Origin of the sequence: Pseudomonas sp. S5D5, assembly GCF_003013355.1 — a bacterium.
Classification (GTDB): domain Bacteria; phylum Pseudomonadota; class Gammaproteobacteria; order Pseudomonadales; family Pseudomonadaceae; genus Aquipseudomonas; species Aquipseudomonas aylmerensis.
The window spans coordinates 2,346,504-2,362,703 of record NZ_PTEO01000001.1; the positions used below are offsets into that span (position 1 = coordinate 2,346,504).

The 16,200-nt window shown below is 64.5% G+C and carries 14 protein-coding genes; 2 read left to right on the forward strand and 12 right to left on the reverse strand.

All coding sequences use genetic code 11. From position 1 onward, the window contains the following. Positions 1-138 precede the first annotated feature (138 nt). The 12 genes from C9990_RS11045 to C9990_RS11100 form a co-directional block, all read right to left on the reverse strand. Positions 139-1,536 carry an amidase gene (locus C9990_RS11045; RefSeq protein ID WP_106803308.1) on the reverse strand — a complete coding sequence of 466 codons (1,398 nt, stop codon included), beginning with the start codon at positions 1,534-1,536 and terminating at the stop codon, positions 139-141. Then, on the reverse strand, positions 1,533-2,801 hold the full coding sequence (locus tag C9990_RS11050; RefSeq protein WP_106803309.1) for a Zn-dependent hydrolase: 1,269 nt from the start codon (positions 2,799-2,801) through the stop codon (positions 1,533-1,535). Before C9990_RS11050 ends, C9990_RS11045 begins: the two co-directional genes overlap by 4 nt. 13 nt (positions 2,802-2,814) lie before the next feature. Beyond that, entirely contained in the window at positions 2,815-3,510 is a 696-nt protein-coding gene (locus C9990_RS11055) for an ABC transporter ATP-binding protein (RefSeq protein WP_106803310.1), read from the reverse strand. Next, positions 3,510-4,259 carry an ABC transporter ATP-binding protein gene (locus tag C9990_RS11060; RefSeq protein WP_015884778.1) on the reverse strand — a complete coding sequence of 250 codons (750 nt, stop codon included), beginning with the start codon at positions 4,257-4,259 and terminating at the stop codon, positions 3,510-3,512. Before C9990_RS11060 ends, C9990_RS11055 begins: the two co-directional genes overlap by 1 nt. Further along, positions 4,256-5,266 (reverse strand): branched-chain amino acid ABC transporter permease, encoded by a 1,011-nt coding sequence (locus C9990_RS11065; RefSeq protein ID WP_106803311.1) that lies wholly within the window; start codon positions 5,264-5,266, stop codon positions 4,256-4,258. Before C9990_RS11065 ends, C9990_RS11060 begins: the two co-directional genes overlap by 4 nt. Before the next feature lies 1 nt (position 5,267). Continuing rightward, entirely contained in the window at positions 5,268-6,128 is an 861-nt protein-coding gene (locus C9990_RS11070) for a branched-chain amino acid ABC transporter permease (RefSeq protein WP_015884776.1), read from the reverse strand. A 61-nt stretch (positions 6,129-6,189) separates the two neighbouring features. Further along, positions 6,190-7,392 carry an ABC transporter substrate-binding protein gene (locus tag C9990_RS11075; RefSeq protein WP_106803312.1) on the reverse strand — a complete coding sequence of 401 codons (1,203 nt, stop codon included), beginning with the start codon at positions 7,390-7,392 and terminating at the stop codon, positions 6,190-6,192. Positions 7,393-7,602: 210 nt separating this feature from the next. Beyond that, positions 7,603-8,370 carry a FadR/GntR family transcriptional regulator gene (locus C9990_RS11080; protein ID WP_065904017.1) on the reverse strand — a complete coding sequence of 256 codons (768 nt, stop codon included), beginning with the start codon at positions 8,368-8,370 and terminating at the stop codon, positions 7,603-7,605. Between the two features lie 107 nt (positions 8,371-8,477). Continuing rightward, positions 8,478-9,227: an alpha/beta fold hydrolase gene (locus tag C9990_RS11085; protein WP_106803313.1), complete on the reverse strand. Its 750-nt coding sequence runs from the start codon at positions 9,225-9,227 to the stop codon at positions 8,478-8,480. A 103-nt stretch (positions 9,228-9,330) separates the two neighbouring features. Continuing rightward, on the reverse strand, positions 9,331-10,695 hold the full coding sequence (locus C9990_RS11090) for an efflux transporter outer membrane subunit (protein WP_106805628.1): 1,365 nt from the start codon (positions 10,693-10,695) through the stop codon (positions 9,331-9,333). A gap of 43 nt (positions 10,696-10,738) precedes the next feature. Next, complete coding sequence (locus C9990_RS11095) at positions 10,739-12,712, reverse strand: MacB family efflux pump subunit (protein ID WP_065904006.1); 1,974 nt, start codon at positions 12,710-12,712, stop codon at positions 10,739-10,741. A gap of 1 nt (position 12,713) precedes the next feature. After that, positions 12,714-13,883: an efflux RND transporter periplasmic adaptor subunit gene (locus C9990_RS11100; protein ID WP_106803314.1), complete on the reverse strand. Its 1,170-nt coding sequence runs from the start codon at positions 13,881-13,883 to the stop codon at positions 12,714-12,716. A gap of 256 nt (positions 13,884-14,139) precedes the next feature. On the opposite strand from C9990_RS11100, the gene C9990_RS11105 reads away from it, so the two are divergent. Both C9990_RS11105 and C9990_RS11110 read left to right on the forward strand, forming a co-directional pair. Continuing rightward, a complete protein-coding gene (locus tag C9990_RS11105; protein WP_065904000.1) occupies positions 14,140-14,622 on the forward strand; it encodes a sigma-70 family RNA polymerase sigma factor in 483 nt (160 codons plus the stop codon). Between the two features lie 119 nt (positions 14,623-14,741). Continuing rightward, positions 14,742-16,079, forward strand: a complete 1,338-nt coding sequence (locus C9990_RS11110) for a lysine N(6)-hydroxylase/L-ornithine N(5)-oxygenase family protein (protein ID WP_065903997.1) — start codon at positions 14,742-14,744, stop codon at positions 16,077-16,079. The last annotated feature ends 121 nt before the right edge of the window (positions 16,080-16,200 follow it).

A 16,200-nucleotide genomic window follows, 5' to 3' on the forward strand; every position in this document is an offset into this window, starting at 1 on the left:
TGTGATCGCAATATCCGGCGCGACGCAGCTCAAGTGTGGGAGCTGCCGAGCCTTGGCGAGGCTACGAAGGCGGCGGCATGGGCGATACAGGGGTTGGCTGACCTGCCACCCCCGAAAGCCCCCCCAGTTGAGTCCACTTCAGGTCTGCGGCGCTTGCAAGTGCGGTGTGGGGAACGCTTTGGCGTACACCTGGCAGACCTTCAGTACCTGTTCATCGGCAAACCGCGCGCCCACCACATGCAACCCTACCGGCAGACCATTCGCCGCCAGCCCGCATGGCACCGATGCCGCCGGTTGCTGGGTCAGGTTGAACGGGTAGGTAAACGGCGTCCACTCCATCCATGCCTGCATCCCGGAAGCCGGCGGCACGTTGTGCCCGGCGTCGAACGCGGTGATCGGCAGCATCGGCGACACCAGTATGTCGTAATGCTCATGGAACGCGGCCATCTTCGCCACCAGCGCCGCGCGGGCTTCGAGGGCGTCGTTGAAGTCGCCAAGACTGAGCTGTTCACCGCGTTGTGCGATGCGCAACAGACCGGGGTCCAGCAGCTGTTTTTGCGCATCACTCATGGCGCCGGTCAGGCGCGCGGCACCGGCGGCCCACAGGGTATTGAACACTTCCAGTGGGTCGCTGAAGCCTGGATCGATCTGCTCGACATGGGCGCCCAATTGCACCAATCCCTCGACTGCCTGGCCCACGACCTTGGCAACCTGCGGATCGACCTTCACATAGCCGAACGTCGGGCTATAGGCCACGCGCAACCCTTTGAGGTCCGCAGCGCCCGTCAACCAGGGCGTCGTCCGCGGCGCGCCGATCAGGCCGTCCCGCGCGTCTGGCTGGGCGATGGTCTGCAGCATCAACACGCTGTCTTCCACGGTGCGGGTCATCGGCCCCAGGTGCGACAGAATCGTCATGGAACTGGCCGGCCACTGCGGCACATAACCGAACGTCGGCTTGATCCCGAAAGTGCCGGTAAACGCGCACGGAATCCGGATCGAGCCGCCGGCATCGCTGCCCTGGTGCAATACGCCGAGGTTCAACGCCGCCGCTGCACCGGCGCCGCCGGACGAACCGCCCGCCGTGGTGCGTGTGTCCCACGGGTTGCGCGTGATGCCGTACAGCGGGTTGTCGGTCACGCCTTTCCAGCCGAACTCCGGGGTGGTGGTCTTGCCCAGCAGCACGGCGCCGGCCTTGCGCATCAAGGCGGAGAACGGCGCGTCGACGTCCCACGGCCCTTCGGCGGATGAGGTGCGCGAGCCCTTGCGGGTGGGCATGCCGATTGTCAGCGTGAGGTCCTTGATCGACGCCGGTACACCGTCCAGCGCGCCGCAGGGCTGGCCCTTCAACCAACGCTGCTCCGAGGCTCGCGCAGCCTGCAGCGCGCCTTCGGGGTCGACGTGGCAGTAGGCGTTCACCACCGGGTTGTAGCGTTCGATACGCAGCAGGGCGTCCTCGGTGACGTCCACCGGTGACAAGGTCTTGTCGCGAAAATGCTGCAGCAGTTGCACCGCCGTCAGTTGGCCCATCTCACTCATGCCCCGTCCCCCTGTGCCGCATTGACCATGGCGCGCAACAGCACCGCGCAGCCTGCCGCGAGGTCATCCGGCGCGGCGTTTTCGATTTCGTTGTGGCTGATGCCGCCTTCGCACGGCACGAAAATCATCCCGGCCGGGCCGAGTTCGGCGACGAAAATCGCGTCATGCCCGGCACCGCTGACGATGTCCATATGGCTCAAACCCAGCGCGCCTGCCGCGTCGCGCACGGCATTGACGCACGCCGGGGCGAAGTCCAGGGGCGGGAAGTCGGCGGTCGGCGTCAGCTCGAACGTCAACCCATGCCGGGCCGCGCTGGCTTCGATCACGCTGCGCACTTCATCGACCATCGCTTGCAGCTTGTCCGCATGCAGGTGGCGCAAGTCGAGGGTCATGTGCACCTGGCCGGGAATCACATTGCGCGAGCCGGGGTGCAGGCTCAGGCAGCCGACGGTGCCACAGGCGTGAGGTTGCTGCTGGTGAGCGATGCGGTTGACCGCGCTGACCACCTCGGCGGCGCCGATCAGGGCGTCCTTGCGCAGGTGCATCGGCGTCGGGCCGGCGTGGGCTTCGACGCCGGTGAGGGTCAGGTCGAACCACTTCTGGCCCAGGCAACCCATCACCACGCCAATCGTGGTGGCCTGGTCTTCCAGCACCGGGCCCTGTTCGATATGCGCCTCGAAATACGCCCCCACGGGATGGCCGAGCACCGCACGGGAACCGGCATAGCCGATGCGCTGCAGCTCGGCGCCCACCGACAGGCCCTGGTCGTCGAGCTTGTCGAGCGTGTCCTGCAGGTCGAATTTCCCGGCAAACACCCCGGAGCCCATCATGCAGGGCGGAAAGCGCGAGCCTTCCTCGTTGGTCCAGACCACCACCTCGATCGGCGCCTGGGTTTCGATGTTGAGATCATTGAGGGTGCGGATCACTTCCAGCCCGGCCATCACCCCGTAGCAGCCGTCGAACTTGCCACCGGTGGGCTGGGTGTCGATATGGCTGCCAGTCATCACCGGCGCCAGGGCCGGGTTGCGCCCAGGGCGACGCGCAAAAATATTGCCGATGGCGTCGACACTCACGCTGCACCCGGCGGCCTCGCACCACTGCACAAACAAGTCGCGGGCCTGGCGATCGAGATCGGTGAGGGCCAGGCGGCACACGCCGCCCTTGACCGTGGCGCCGAGCTGGGCGAGGTCCATCAGCGATTGCCACAGGCGGTCGCGATTGATCAGTGGGGCATTGCTCTGGAGCGGTTGCGCAAAGCTATTCATCAGTGTTCTCCGGTCAGGCGCTCAGGGCCAGGTAGCGGTTCTTGATGGTCGGGTCGGCGCGGAAGGCGGCGGCGCTGCCCTCGTAGACCACGCGGCCCTGTTCGAGCACGTAATGGCGGTCGGCGAGCTTGTCGCAGACCATCAGGTTCTGTTCCACCAGCAGCACGGGGAGGCCGTCGTCCTTGACCTTGCGCAGGATCTTCACCAGCTCGTCGACGATCACCGGGGCGAGGCCTTCGGTGGGTTCGTCGAGGATCAGCAGCTTGGGATCGTTGAGCAGGGCGCGGGCGATGGCGAGCATCTGCTGCTCGCCGCCGGACAGCGCGTGGCCGGCGTTTTTGCGCCGCTCCTTGAGGCGCGGGAACATGCCGTAGACGTCTTCCAGCTGCCAGCGGCTGGTCTTGCGCGCGGCGATGCGCAGGTTTTCCTCGACGGTGAGCAGGCGGAAAATCCCGCGGTTCTCCGGCACCAGCGCCAAGCCCTGGCGCGCGATTTCAAAGATCTTCTGGCCCACCAGTGCCTGGCCGTTGAAGTGAATCTGGCCCTGGCGCGGGCAGATGATCCCGAGAATGCTGCGCAGCGTGGTGGTCTTGCCGGCGCCGTTGCGTCCCAGCAGCGTCACCAGCTCGCCGGGGTTGACGGTCAGCGACACGCCTTCGAGCACGTGGCTCTTGTCGTAGTAGGAATGGATATTGTCGACGATCAGCATCAGGCAGCCTCCCCAAGATAAGCCGTGCGCACACGTTCATCGGCCCGCACGAATTCCGGCGTGCCTTCCACCAGGATCTGCCCGTGGCTCATCACCGTGATGCGTTGGCTGATCGACATGACGATGCTCATGTTGTGTTCGATCAGCAGCACCGTGTGGTCGCGGCCGAGGTCGCTGATCAGCTGGGTCATGATCGGAATGTCATCGATGCCCATGCCCGAGGTGGGCTCGTCGAGCATCAACAGTTTCGGTTTCGAGCAAATCGACATGCCCACCTCCAGCACGCGTTGCTGGCCATGGGAAAGCTCGCCGGCCAAGGTGTCGGCACGCGCGCTGAGCTGCAGGCGTTCGAGCACCTGGTCGGCCATCTCCAGGTGTTCGCGCTTGCTGTCGACCCGGCGCCAGAAGTTCAGCGCGCGGGCACCGTCGCGACCTTGGGCGGCCAGGCGCAGGTTCTCGCGCACGCTGAGGTTCTGGAACAGGCTGGTGAGCTGGAACGAGCGCGCCATGCCCAGGCCGACGCGGCCGTGGGCGGGCTTGCGCATCAGGTTCTTGCCGTCGAAGTGGATCGCCCCGGCAGTGGCCTGGCGCTCACCGGTCAGGCAATGAAACAGGCTGGTCTTGCCCGCGCCATTGGGGCCGATGATGGTGTGGATGGTGCCGGCTTCGACCTTGAGGTTCACGCCATTCACCGCATGGAACGCGCCGTAGGCCAGTTCCAGGTCTTTGGTTTCCAGCAGGATGCTCATAGCACTTCCTCCTTGGTGATGACAGCGGCCTTGCGTTGGCCTCGCACCTTCTCGAACAGCGACGCCAGGCCTCCCCACAACCCACCGCGCATGAAGATCACCACCAGGATCAGGATCACCCCCAGCAGCATCAGCCAGCGCGGCCACAGGTCGGAGAGAAAATCCCCCAGCAGTACGATGGAACCGGCCCCCAGCAATGAGCCGAACAGCGAGCCGGTGCCGCCGACGATGGTCATGATCAGGATGTTCTCGGACATCGCCAGGTCGATATTCGACAGCGGCACGAAGTGCAGCAGCATCGCGTACAGCGCGCCGGCGATGCCGGTGACCGCGCCGGACAGCACGAACACCAGGATCTTGAAGTGGCGAGTGTCGTAGCCGATGGCCGAGGCGCGGGTTTCGTTTTCGCGGATCGCCATCAGCGTGCTGCCGAATGGCGAAGCGATCACCCGGCGTGCGCCGATGAAGATCAGCAGGAACAGCACCGCGACAAACCCATAGAACGCACGGGCGTCGGCCAGCGACAGCAGCACGGTGTCGCCGAGGCGGATTTCCGGGCGCGGCACGCTGAGCAGGCCGTTGTCGCCACCGGTCCAGTCACTCAAGGTGTAGGCCACGAAGTAGGCCATCTGGCTGAACGCCAAGGTCAGCATCACGAAGTAGATGCCAGTGCGCCGGATCGCCAGGGCGCCCACCAGCAAGGCCAGGAAGCCACCGGCCACGGCAGCGCCGAGCAACGCGGTGAACAGGCCCAGTTGCAGATGAATCATCAGCAGCGCCGCGCAATAGGCGCCGGCGCCGAAGAAGATGCCTTGGCCGAACGACAGCAGCCCGGTGTAGCCGAGCAACAGGTTGCAGGCGAGGGCGGCCATGGCAAAGATCAGGATCTCGGTGGCCAGGGTCGCCGAGGGCAGCACCAAGGGCAGGCCGATCAGCACCGCGAGTACCCACAGCAACATGGCTTTGGATTGGGTCTTGGCAAACGGCAGCGGATTTTTCTCGCTCATCTCAGGCTCTCCCGAACAGGCCGTAAGGGCGTACCAGAATCACCACGGCCATTGCGCCGTAGATCATCAGGCTCGCGCCTTGGGGCCAGAGTGTGGTCATCAGGCTCTGCACCACGCCCACCAGCAAACCGCCGACCAGCGCACCGCTGAACGAGCCCATGCCGCCGATCACCACGACCACGAAGGCCACGCCGAGGATCTCCGGGCCGACAAAGGGCTGCGCGCCGCGCAACGGCGCAAACAGCACGCCGGCGACACCGGCCAGGGCCACGCCGAGGGCGAAGGTCATGGAAAACAGGCGGAAGATATTCGTGCCCAGCAGCGACACGGTTTCGGTGCTTTCACTGCCGGCGCGCACCAGTGCGCCGAAGCGCGTGCGTTCCAGCAGCAGCCACAGGCCCAGGCCGACCAGCCCGGAAAACACGATGAGGAACAGGCGGTAGTAGGGGTAGACGAAGTCGCCGACCACCAGCACCCCGCGCAGCAGTTCCGGCACAGCGACGCTCTTGCCCACCGGGCCCCAGATCATCACGCTGGCTTCCTGGATGATCAGCGCGATCCCCAGGGTGACGAGGATCTGGAACATGTGTGGCAGGTGGTAAATCCGTTGGATCAACAGGCGCTCGATCACCCACGCCAACGCAGCCACCACCAGCGGCGCGATCAGCAGGGCCAGCCAGAAGTTGCCGGTGAGGCTCACGGCGGTGTAGCAGATGTAGGCGCCCAGCAGGAAGAACGCACCGTGGGCGAAGTTGACGAAGTTGAGCAGGCCGAAAATGATCGTCAGCCCGACCGCGATCAGGAAGTAGATCATCCCCAATCCCAGGCCGTTGAGTATCTGGAACAGATAAAGATTAAGCATGCAGAAACCCTCGGACAGGCGGCCGCGAACGCGGCCCTGTCGTGTTTAGCGAGTCAGCGGGTCAGGCGAGCGTGCAGCCCGTGGCGTCCACCGGCGGGAAGGACTGGCCGGCGCTGAGCACCTTGGCCAGGTCGTCCTTGTCGGCCATGTCGCCGGCGGCCTTGCCGATCAGCAGGTAGTAGTCCTTGATCACCTGGTGGTCGCCGGCGCGGATCGATTCCTTGCCGGTCGGGCCTTCGTAGCTCAGGCCCTGCATGGCCTTGGCCACGGTCGGGCCGTCGAAGCTGCCGGTGGCGATGATGGTTTCGAGCATGACCTTGGTGCTGATGTAGTCAGCGGCCAGCGGGTAGGTGGGGTTGATGCCGTACTTGGCCTGGGTCAGCTTGACCAGCTCGCGGTTGAGCGGAGTGTCGACCTGGTGCCAGTACTGCGCGCCGAGGTACACGCCTTCGAGCACATCGCTGCCCAGTTCCTGGAATTGATCGAGACCGGCGGACCACACCAGCAGCACTTTCATGCGCTCCTTGATGCCGAAGTTCACCGCCTGGCGCAGGGTGTTGGACGACTGGCTGCCGAAATTCAGCAGCACCAGCACGTCGGGCTTGGTGGAGATGGCGTTGGTCAGGTAGCCGGAGAATTCCTGTTCCTGCAACGAGTGATAGCTGTTGCCCACGTGCTCCAGGCCGTGTTCCTTGAGGACATTTTTGGCGCCTTCGAGCAGGGCTTCACCGAACACGTATTGCGGGGTGATGGTGTACCAGCGCTTGGCGTCCGGCAGCAGCTTGATCAGCGGCACCATGGTTTCGCGGATCGCGCCGTAGGTCGGCACCGACCAGCGGAACGTCGCCTTGTTGCAGTCCTTGCCGGTGACTTCGTCGGCACCCACCGGGGTCATGAACACGCCGCCGACCTTGTCCACTTCCTTGGCCACGGCCAGCGCCGACGACGACAGCGTGCACCCCTGGAAGAACCGCGCGCCGTCCTGCTGGATGGCTTCCTGGACCTTGCGCACCGCCTTGCCGGCGTTGCCTTCGGTGTCGATCACCTTGTAGTTCAGCGGGCGACCGAGCACGTCGGGGTGCTGCTCCACCGCCAGCCGCGAACCCATGTCGGCAAACTTGCCATAGCTGGCAAAGGCGCCGGACATGGACTTGAGGCCGTAAAAGGTAAAGGGCTCGGCGGCGAATGCCGAACGCACGCTCAGCGGAAGGCTGAGGGCGGCGGCGGCGGTGAGACTGGCTTTCAACAACGTACGACGCTGCATGGGGTGACTCCCTGGTTTAGTTATTGGCAGGAGTAGCAATGGCGATACGGTGGAGCAGGGCCTGTGGGCAGGCCTTTTTATTGAGGCGAAACGCGGTCAGGAAATGTGCGGGCGGGCTTGCTCGCGAATGCAGTGCATCAGTCTCCGGATGCTTTGCTGACCCACCGCATTCGCGAGCAAGCCCGCTCCCGCACTGGGTCTGTGGTGTTGTTAAGAGTGATCGAACTCCAGTAGAAAATGCGGGCTGACCTGGCCTTCCAGCGCGGTCATGTGGTGTTCGGCGTCGCACATGTGTTCGTGCATCAGGCTGCGCACGGCTTTTTCATCGCCGGCGCGAAACGCGCTCAGCAACTGTTTGTGATAGTCGAGGTTGGCCGCGTCGAACTGCTTGCGCTTGGGCTTGTAGGCCTTTTTCAGCACCACCAGGTCACGCAGCAGGTCATTGAGGAACTGCGCCATGAAGCTCAGCAACGGGTTGGGGCACGCCTTGGCCAGCAGGTTGTGGAACTCCAGTTCCGCCAGGCGCTGCTCACGCTGGCCGGCCTCGCTGTCTTCCGGCGCGCTGCAGAAATCCACGTTGTCCTGCAGGGCCTGGTAGTCGTCTTCACTCAGGCGCCCGAGTACCGAGACGGCCAGTTCCACTTCGATGACCTTGCGCAACTGGTAGACCTGCTCGCCATCCAGGTGCTGGAAGTGCAGGTAGTTGCGCAAGGCGCGGCTGGCCGGCTCGGTGCCCGCCTGGTTGAGGTAGGCGCCGCCGCTGGGGCCGGTGCGCGTGCTCACCAGGCCCTCGACTTCCAGCGCCTTGAGCGCCTCGCGGGCCGAGCCCTTGGAGCACTGGAAGCTTTCCATCAGCTCGCGCTCGGTGGGCAGGCGATCGCCGGGCTTGAGTGCATCGGTGACGATAGAGCGCTTGACCGACTCGACAATCACATCGGACAGCTTCTGGCGTTTGCGTCGTAGCGGGCGGCTTAGCATGGGTTCGATTTATCGTATTAATGCGGATAAATAGCACTTAATAACGATTGGGTCGCAGCGTCAACGCAGGGTGTCGTTTTCGGCCGCAACAGGTCGCAAACGGCGCGCTACTCCCAAGCGCCTGAATCGAGGCAGCGCGTCGACGCCGGCGGCTGCTTGCCATAGGCAAGGAAGTCGCCCACCCATTGGTTGACGCAGCCGCTGGGGCCTGGCGTGGCGGTGTCCTTGAGGTGCAATTGTGCAACCCGGGGCGCGGCCTTTTCGCCGGGCGCCGCATTCACCAGCACCATGCGCGCGACGCGGTCGGGAAACAGCGCGCCGTAATGGCTGCCCAAGCGCGTGGCGCCGGCGTTACCGAGGTAGTGCAGCTGCGCGTCACCGAGTTGGGCCCGCACGAATTCCATGTCGCGCACGGCCTGCTCGAGGCCATTCTTGTGCTTGAGGTCGCGCGGGCTGAGTTCGATCACGTCATAGCGATTGAGCAGCGTGCGATAAGCCTGGTTGGAATAGGCACCCCAGCGGCTGGCCAGTTGCACGGCGAAGGTGCCGCTGCGGTTGCGCCGGGTGGTGTCGCCAGCCTGGGCGAACACCACGCCTTCACGGCTCAGCGGATCGCGCGCGCCGACACGGGTGACGTACAGGCGCAGGTTGCCTTGGCGTGGCGCGGCGTAGTTGCGCGGGACACTGACGACGCCGCATTGGGTGCGCGCCAGCACTTCGGGGTCCAGGTGTTCGACCTGGGGGATGGGGCAGTCGAGCAGCCAGTCGATGGCGCTTTCGGTGATCAGTGGCTGGGCCAGGGCGGTGCTTGCCATCAGCCAGATACCGCCACAAGCGAGGTGTTTTGCAACAGTCATCAGGAGGTCCCGGGCAGCCGTGTGATGGCGGCTTTTTTACCAAGGACCTGGGTTGAAGAATGTAGGTCGAGAAAACAGCTCGTGTACGAAAGTGGAGTTTTGTTTAGCGGATATCAGTCTCCCAGCCGCCCCCCAGTGCTTTGTACAAGGCGATGCTGGCCTGCAGGCGCGACAGCCGCAGTTGCACGTTCAAGTCCTGGGCCGCGTACAGCGTGCGTTGGGTCTCCAGCACTGTCAGCAAGTCCTCGGCGCCTGCCTGGTAGCGACTCTCGGCGATCTGGAACGCGGTCTGCGCCTGTTGCAGCTCTTCGCTTTGCCATTCGCGCTGCTGGTCGAGGCGGGTGATGCTGCTGAGGGCTTTTTCCACATCGGCAAAGCCGTTGATGATCGCGCCACGGTAGGTTTGCAGCAGCTCATCCTGGCGGGCGCGGGCCTTGTCGCGCTCGGCGCTTAAACGGCCGTTGTTGAAGATCGGCCCGACCAGCCCGGCGGTCAGCGTGTAGTACGGGCTGCGCAGCATTTCTGCGGCTTTGTAGGCGTCCGAGCCAAGGGTCGCACCGAGGGTCACGGTCGGCAGCATGGCCGCCCGCGCCACGGTGACGTCGGCTTGTGCCGCCGCCAGCTGCGCCTCGGCCTTGGCGATGTCGGGGCGGCGACTGAGCAATTGGCTGGGCAGGCCCGCGCCGATGGTCGGCCAGCTCAGCGCCTGGAATGGTTCGGCGCCCAGGTCGAGGGCCTGCACCGGTTGGCCGAGGAGCGCCGCGAGGGTGATCCGCGACTCTTCGGCCAATTGCTCGATCAGCGGCAGTTGCCGTTGTTGGCTCGCCACCAGGCTTTTCTGCTGGGCCAGTTCCAGGGCCGTGGCGGAGCCGGCGTCGTAGCGCGTCTGCACCAGGTCGAGCACGTTGCGCGCGTTCGCCAGGTTGAGCTGGGCAATCTGTTCGCGCTCAACGGCTGCCAGGGTTTGCGCGTAGCGGTCGGCCACATTGGCGAGCAAGGTCAGCTCCACCGTCGCCTGGTCAAACTCGCTGGCCCGCAGGCTGTGCAGGGCGCTGTCGCGGGCAGCCGCGCGGCCACCCCAGAAATCCACTTCGTAACTGGCAGTGAGGTTGGCGCCGAAGTTGTCGACAACCTCATCGCTTTGCGACGCGTCCAGGCTCGGTCCGCCCTTGCCGCGCAGCAGTTTCTGGCGGCTGGTGTCGAGATTCAGCTTGACCTCGGGCAGCAGCGGCGCGCCGGCAATCACTGCGCTGGCCTGGGCCTGGCGGACCCTGGCCATGGCGGCGGCGACGTCGAAACTGTCACGCCGCGCCTGGTCGACCAGGCGATTGAGTTGCGGGCTGCCAAAGTGCGTCCACCAGCGCTGGTTGGTGGCCTGGGTCGCGTCGCGCTCGGCAAATTGCCAGGCGGCCGGCGGCGCAATACCGCTGTCGATGGCGCCGGGACTGCCGGTGCAGGCGCTCAACATCAGGCACAGGCTGAGCAGGGACAGGTGCGTGGGCAGGGATGGTTTATTCACTGGTCAATGCCTTAACCGGATCGAGCCGGGCAGCTTTACGGGCCGGCATAAAGCCGAATACGACGCCGGTGACCAGCGCGCAACCAAATGCGCCAAGGACCGCCACCAGGGAAAACTGGACCGCCACCTTGGCCAGCACCAGCACGCCGCCCACCAGCAGGGCCAGGGCGATACCGCACAGGCCGCCGACCACCGAGAGCATCACTGCCTCGGTGAGGAACTGGCGCAGGATGTCGCGCTGGCGCGCGCCGGTGGCCATGCGGATGCCGATTTCGCGGGTCCGCTCGCGCACCGTCATGAGCATGATGTTCATCACGCCGATGCCGCCGACCAACAGCGAAATCGCCGCAATCGAGCCGAGCATCAACGACAGCGTGTTTTGGGTGCGCGCCTCGGCCTGGATCATCGCGGCGTTGTTGGTCAACTCGTAGTCGCGCTTGCCGTTGTGCAGCTTTTGCATCAGCGCGTCGATGGCCACCTCGGCCTCGTGGACCTTGCGCGCATCGGCGGCGGCGATCACCACGTATTCGGGGTTGTAGCTGCCAAACAGGCGCACGCTGGCGGCGGTGTAGGGGATGGCGATGCGGTCGTCGCTGTCCTTGTTGCCGGAACTGGCGCCTTTTTCCGCGAGCACGCCGATCACCTGGAACGGCACGTTCTCGATCAGGATGTACTGGCCGATCGGGTTGACCTGGCCCTTGAACAGCTTTTCGCGGATGCGGTGGCCAATCACCGCCACCGTGGCACCGGCGCGCTCATCGGCGGCGGTGAAATAACTGCCCTCAACCACCGGCCAGTTGAAAATATCCGGGAAGTTGGTGTCATTGCCGCCCACATAGGCCATGTAGTCGACATTGCCAAAACGCACCCCGGCCTCGGTGCCGTTGACCGGCATGATGCGCTTGACCTGCGGCAGTGCCGCCAGCGCCGCGACGTCATTGAGGGTGACGATACCCAGCGGCGTGCGCGGGTTGGGCGACGAGCCGCTGAGATAAAGAATGTTGGAGCCGAACGCGCCCATCTGTGCCATGACCTGGCGCTTGCTGCCTTCACCGACCGCCAGCATCACCACCACCGACGCCACGCCGATGATGATGCCCAGCAGGGTCAGCGCCGTGCGGAAACGGTTGATCCACATCACCCGCCAGGCGGCCTGCACCGCGTCGATCAGTTCGGCTTTCCAGGCGCCGTTGTGTTCGGCACCGTCGGCCAGGCGCTGGCGCAGGTCCACGGCCTGCAAGGCGCCGTTGCTGGCGGGTGCGGGGACGTAGCTGTCGGCCTCGGCCGAATCGCTGATGATCAGGCCGTCGCGAATCTCGATGATGCGATTGGCCCGCGCCGCGACTTCGCGGTCATGGGTGATCAGGATCACCACGTGGCCTTGGCTCGCCAGCTCATCGAGCAAGGTCATCACCTCGGCGCCGCTGTGGCTGTCGAGGGCGCCGGTGGGTTCATCTGCGAGGATGATGTGCCCGCCATTCATCAAGGCGCGGGCAATCGACACGCGCTGCTGCTGGCCGCCGGACAACTGGTGCGGACGGTTGCCGGTGCGGTCGGCCAGGCCCAGGCGGGTGAGCAGGGCCTTGGCGCGGGCGTGCCGTTCGGCGGCGCTGATGCCGGCATAAATCGCCGGCATCTCGACGTTTTCCTGGGCCGAACCCGACGGGATCAGGTGGTAGCCCTGAAACACAAAGCCGAACGCTTCACGGCGCAGCCAGGCCAGCTCATCGCTGTCCAGGTGCGCGACATTTTCGCCGGCGAACAGGTAGTCGCCGGTTGTGGGCCGGTCGAGGCAGCCGAGGATATTCATTAAAGTGGACTTGCCGGAGCCGGACGCGCCGACAATCGCGACGAATTCCCCGGCGTGGATCGACAGGTCGATGCCGCGCAAGACGTCGACCTGCGGGCTGTCGCCGCCGCCGTAGGATTTGCGGATGTGCTTGAGTTCGATCAGGGGCGTGGTCACCTCAACCCCCGTTGCCGTCGGCCGGGCCGATCAGCAGGTGATCGCCTTCATGCAGGCCGTCGAGCACTTCGACGCGCAGGCGATCACTGATGCCCAGGCGCACTTCGCGCTCCTCGATGCGCCCGTTTGCCGCCACTACGCGGGCAATCTGCCTATCGGCGCTCGAGGTGCCCTGCAACGCAGCGACCGGCACGGTGAGCGCGTCCTTCACGGCGCCCGCGACAAAGAACACCTGGGTGGTCATTTCGGCCATCAAGGCGTTGTCGCTGTTGTCCACATCCAGCAGCACGGTGTAGAGCACCACGCGGCCGCTGCCGCTTTTGTTGGCGCTGTTGGGGCTGCCGCTGCCCTGGGTTTCATTCAACGGCTTGGGCGGAATCGGCAGGATTTGCCGCACGGTGCTGGTCCAGCGCCGGTTGCCGCCGCTCAGGGTGGTGAAATAGGCGGTCATGCCGGGTTTGACGTGGCCAATGTCGGCTTCCGAGACTTCCGCCCACACGGTCATCGGCGACAACTTGGCGATACGCAGGATCAACGGCGTCTGCTGCTGGGCGTTGAGGGTCTGGCCGACCCGCGCGTCCACCGCCACCACGGTGCCGGTCATCGGCGCATAAATGCGCGTATAGCCCAGTTCCGCTTCGTCGCTGCGCAGGCTGGCCTGGGCCTGGAGGATCTGCGCCTGGAACATGTCCATCCGCGCCTGGGTCGCGCTCAATTCGGCCCTGGCGGTTTGCACATCTTCTTCACGGGTCGCGTTGCCGGCCGCCAGGCGCTGCTGGCGCTGGTATTTCTGGCGCGCCAGTTCGTGCTGGGCTTTCTGCTCCTGCAATTGGGCCTTGAGGTTTTCGATGGCGTAGCGGCTGGCGTCGAGCTTGGCCTTTTGCGTGGACGGGTCGATTTCCACCAGCAACTGGCCTTCCTGGACCTGATCGCCGGCTTCGACGTGAATCTTGCGGATCTGCCCGGAGGCCTGGGCGCCCACGTCCACATATCGACGCGGTTGCAGGGTGCCGAGGGCCGTGACGCTGTTTTCGATATTGCCGCGGCTGACGGTGACGGTGGTGAGCGTGTCACGCCCCGGCGGCAACACCTGCCAGGCGGCAACGGCGATGAGGGGGATCAGGCACGCGATAACAAGCAAGGCGCGTCGGGCAGGGCGAGGGCGTTTCATGCTTAGGTTCCAGCCAGGAAAGTTCGGAGCGCAGTTGCGCAGAGCTGACAGTTAAACGAGAGAATTGCCCGGGGATTTAGGCTGTTACACAAGCGGTTACAGGTCCTTTGAAGAAAAATAATCGTCCATCGGTGCAAGTCTGCTTTAAAAGTAGATGAGAATTACTATAAATTGCACGCACCCAAACTGCCATTACCTCATACGCTGTCTTTTTCGCACTCAAGGACCTAATGCCGCCACCCGGCGGTCGGGAGTCATGTTGGAAAACTACTATCGCGAGCTGGTGTGTTTCCTCAACGCCAAGCTGGGCAACCGCCAGGTTGCCGAGGATGTGGTGCATGACGCTTATGTCCGGGTGCTGGAACGTTCCAGCGACACCCCCATCGAACAACCCCGCGCCTTTTTATACCGCACCGCGCTGAACCTGGTGATCGACGGTCACCGGCGCAACGCCTTGCGCCAGGTCGAGCCGCTGGATGTGCTGGACAGCGAAGAACGCTTCGCCCCCTGTTCGCCCCACGCCACCCACGACCACGGCCAGCGCCTGGAACTGCTCGAACGCGCCCTTGCCGAGCTGCCGGCGGCGTGCCGCGACAGTTTCATGCTGCGCAAGCTCGATGGTTTGACCCACGTGCAGATCGCCGAGCGCCTGTGCATTTCCCGCGCGCTGGTGGAAAAACACATCGTCAACGCGATGAAGCACTGCCGGGTGCGGATGCGCGAGTGGGACGCGCACTGATCACCGATCAGTTAAATTTTATTTCACTGTCCTCGTTTCCTATCAACACATGACCTGTTGTGCAGGTCTTGAAGGTATTCCCGCCCCACCGCCAAGGGGCTTATCCAGAGGACACTGGAATGACACAGGCAATTGCTTCGCCCGCGGTTCACGACCTGATCGGTATCGGTTTCGGCCCTTCGAACCTGGCGCTGGCCATCGCCCTGCAGGAGCGCGAAAAGGCCCAGGGCAAACTGGACGTGCTGTTTCTCGACAAACAGGCTGACTACCGCTGGCACGGCAATACCCTGGTGACCCAGAGCGAGCTGCAGATTTCCTTCCTCAAGGACCTGGTAACCCTGCGCAACCCCACCAGCCCGTACTCCTTCGTCAATTACCTGAAAGCCCACGACCGCCTGGTGGATTTCATCAACCTGGGCACCTTTTATCCGTGCCGCATGGAGTACAACGACTACCTGCGCTGGGTCGCGGGGCAGTTCCAGGCCCAGGCGCGCTACGGTGAGGAAGTGTTGGCGATCGAGCCGATCCTGCACCAGCAGCACGTCGAGGCGCTGCGCGTGATCTCCCGCGATGCGCTGGGCGAGCAGCATGTGCGCACCACCCGTTCGGTGGTGGTCAGCGCCGGCGGCACGCCGCGTATTCCCGACGCGTTCAAAGCGCTCAAGGGCGACAGCCGGGTGTTCCATCACTCCCAGTACCTGGAGCGCATGGCCTCGCAGCCTTGCGTCGACGGCAAGGCCATGCGCATTGCGATCATCGGCGGTGGCCAGAGCGCGGCCGAGGCCTTTATCGACCTCAACGACAGCTTCCCGTCGGTGCAGGTCGACATGATCCTGCGCGGCTCGGCGCTGAAGCCAGCGGACGACAGCCCGTTCGTCAACGAAGTGTTCTCGCCGGCCTTTACCGACCTGGTGTTCCAGCAAGTCGGCGCGGAGCGTGAGCGACTGGTCGCCGAGTACCAGAACACCAACTATTCGGTGGTGGACCTGGACCTGATCGAGCGCATCTACGGGATTTTCTACCGCCAGAAAGTCTCCGGCATCGCCCGCCAGGCCTTCCGCACCATGACCGTGGTCGAGAAGGCCACGCCGGGTCCGCTGGGCATCGAACTGGCCTTGCGCAACAACGCCAACGGCGAAACCAGCGTCCACCATTACGACGCGGTGATCCTGGCCACCGGCTATGAGCGCCAGATGCACCGCGAACTGCTGGCACCGCTGGAGGCCTACATGGGCGACTTCGAAGTCAGCCGCGATTACCGTATCGTCACCGACGAGCGCTGCAAGGCCGGCATCTACATCCAGGGCTTCAGCCAGGCCAGCCACGGCTTGAGCGATACCTTGCTGTCGGTGCTGCCGATCCGCGCGGACGAGATCGCGGCGTCGCTGCATGCGCTGGACCGGCATCGCGGCAACGCGCGTTCGGTGCAGGACCTGCTGCTCGCCACCGCCAGCTGAGTCTGTCGGAGCCCGGCTTGTCGAATCGCCGCGGTGCGACGATACGACAAGCCCTGCACCTACCAGTCATCATTCCAGGCTGGTATTCGGGATTGCTCGCTGATACTGTACAAAAAACCAG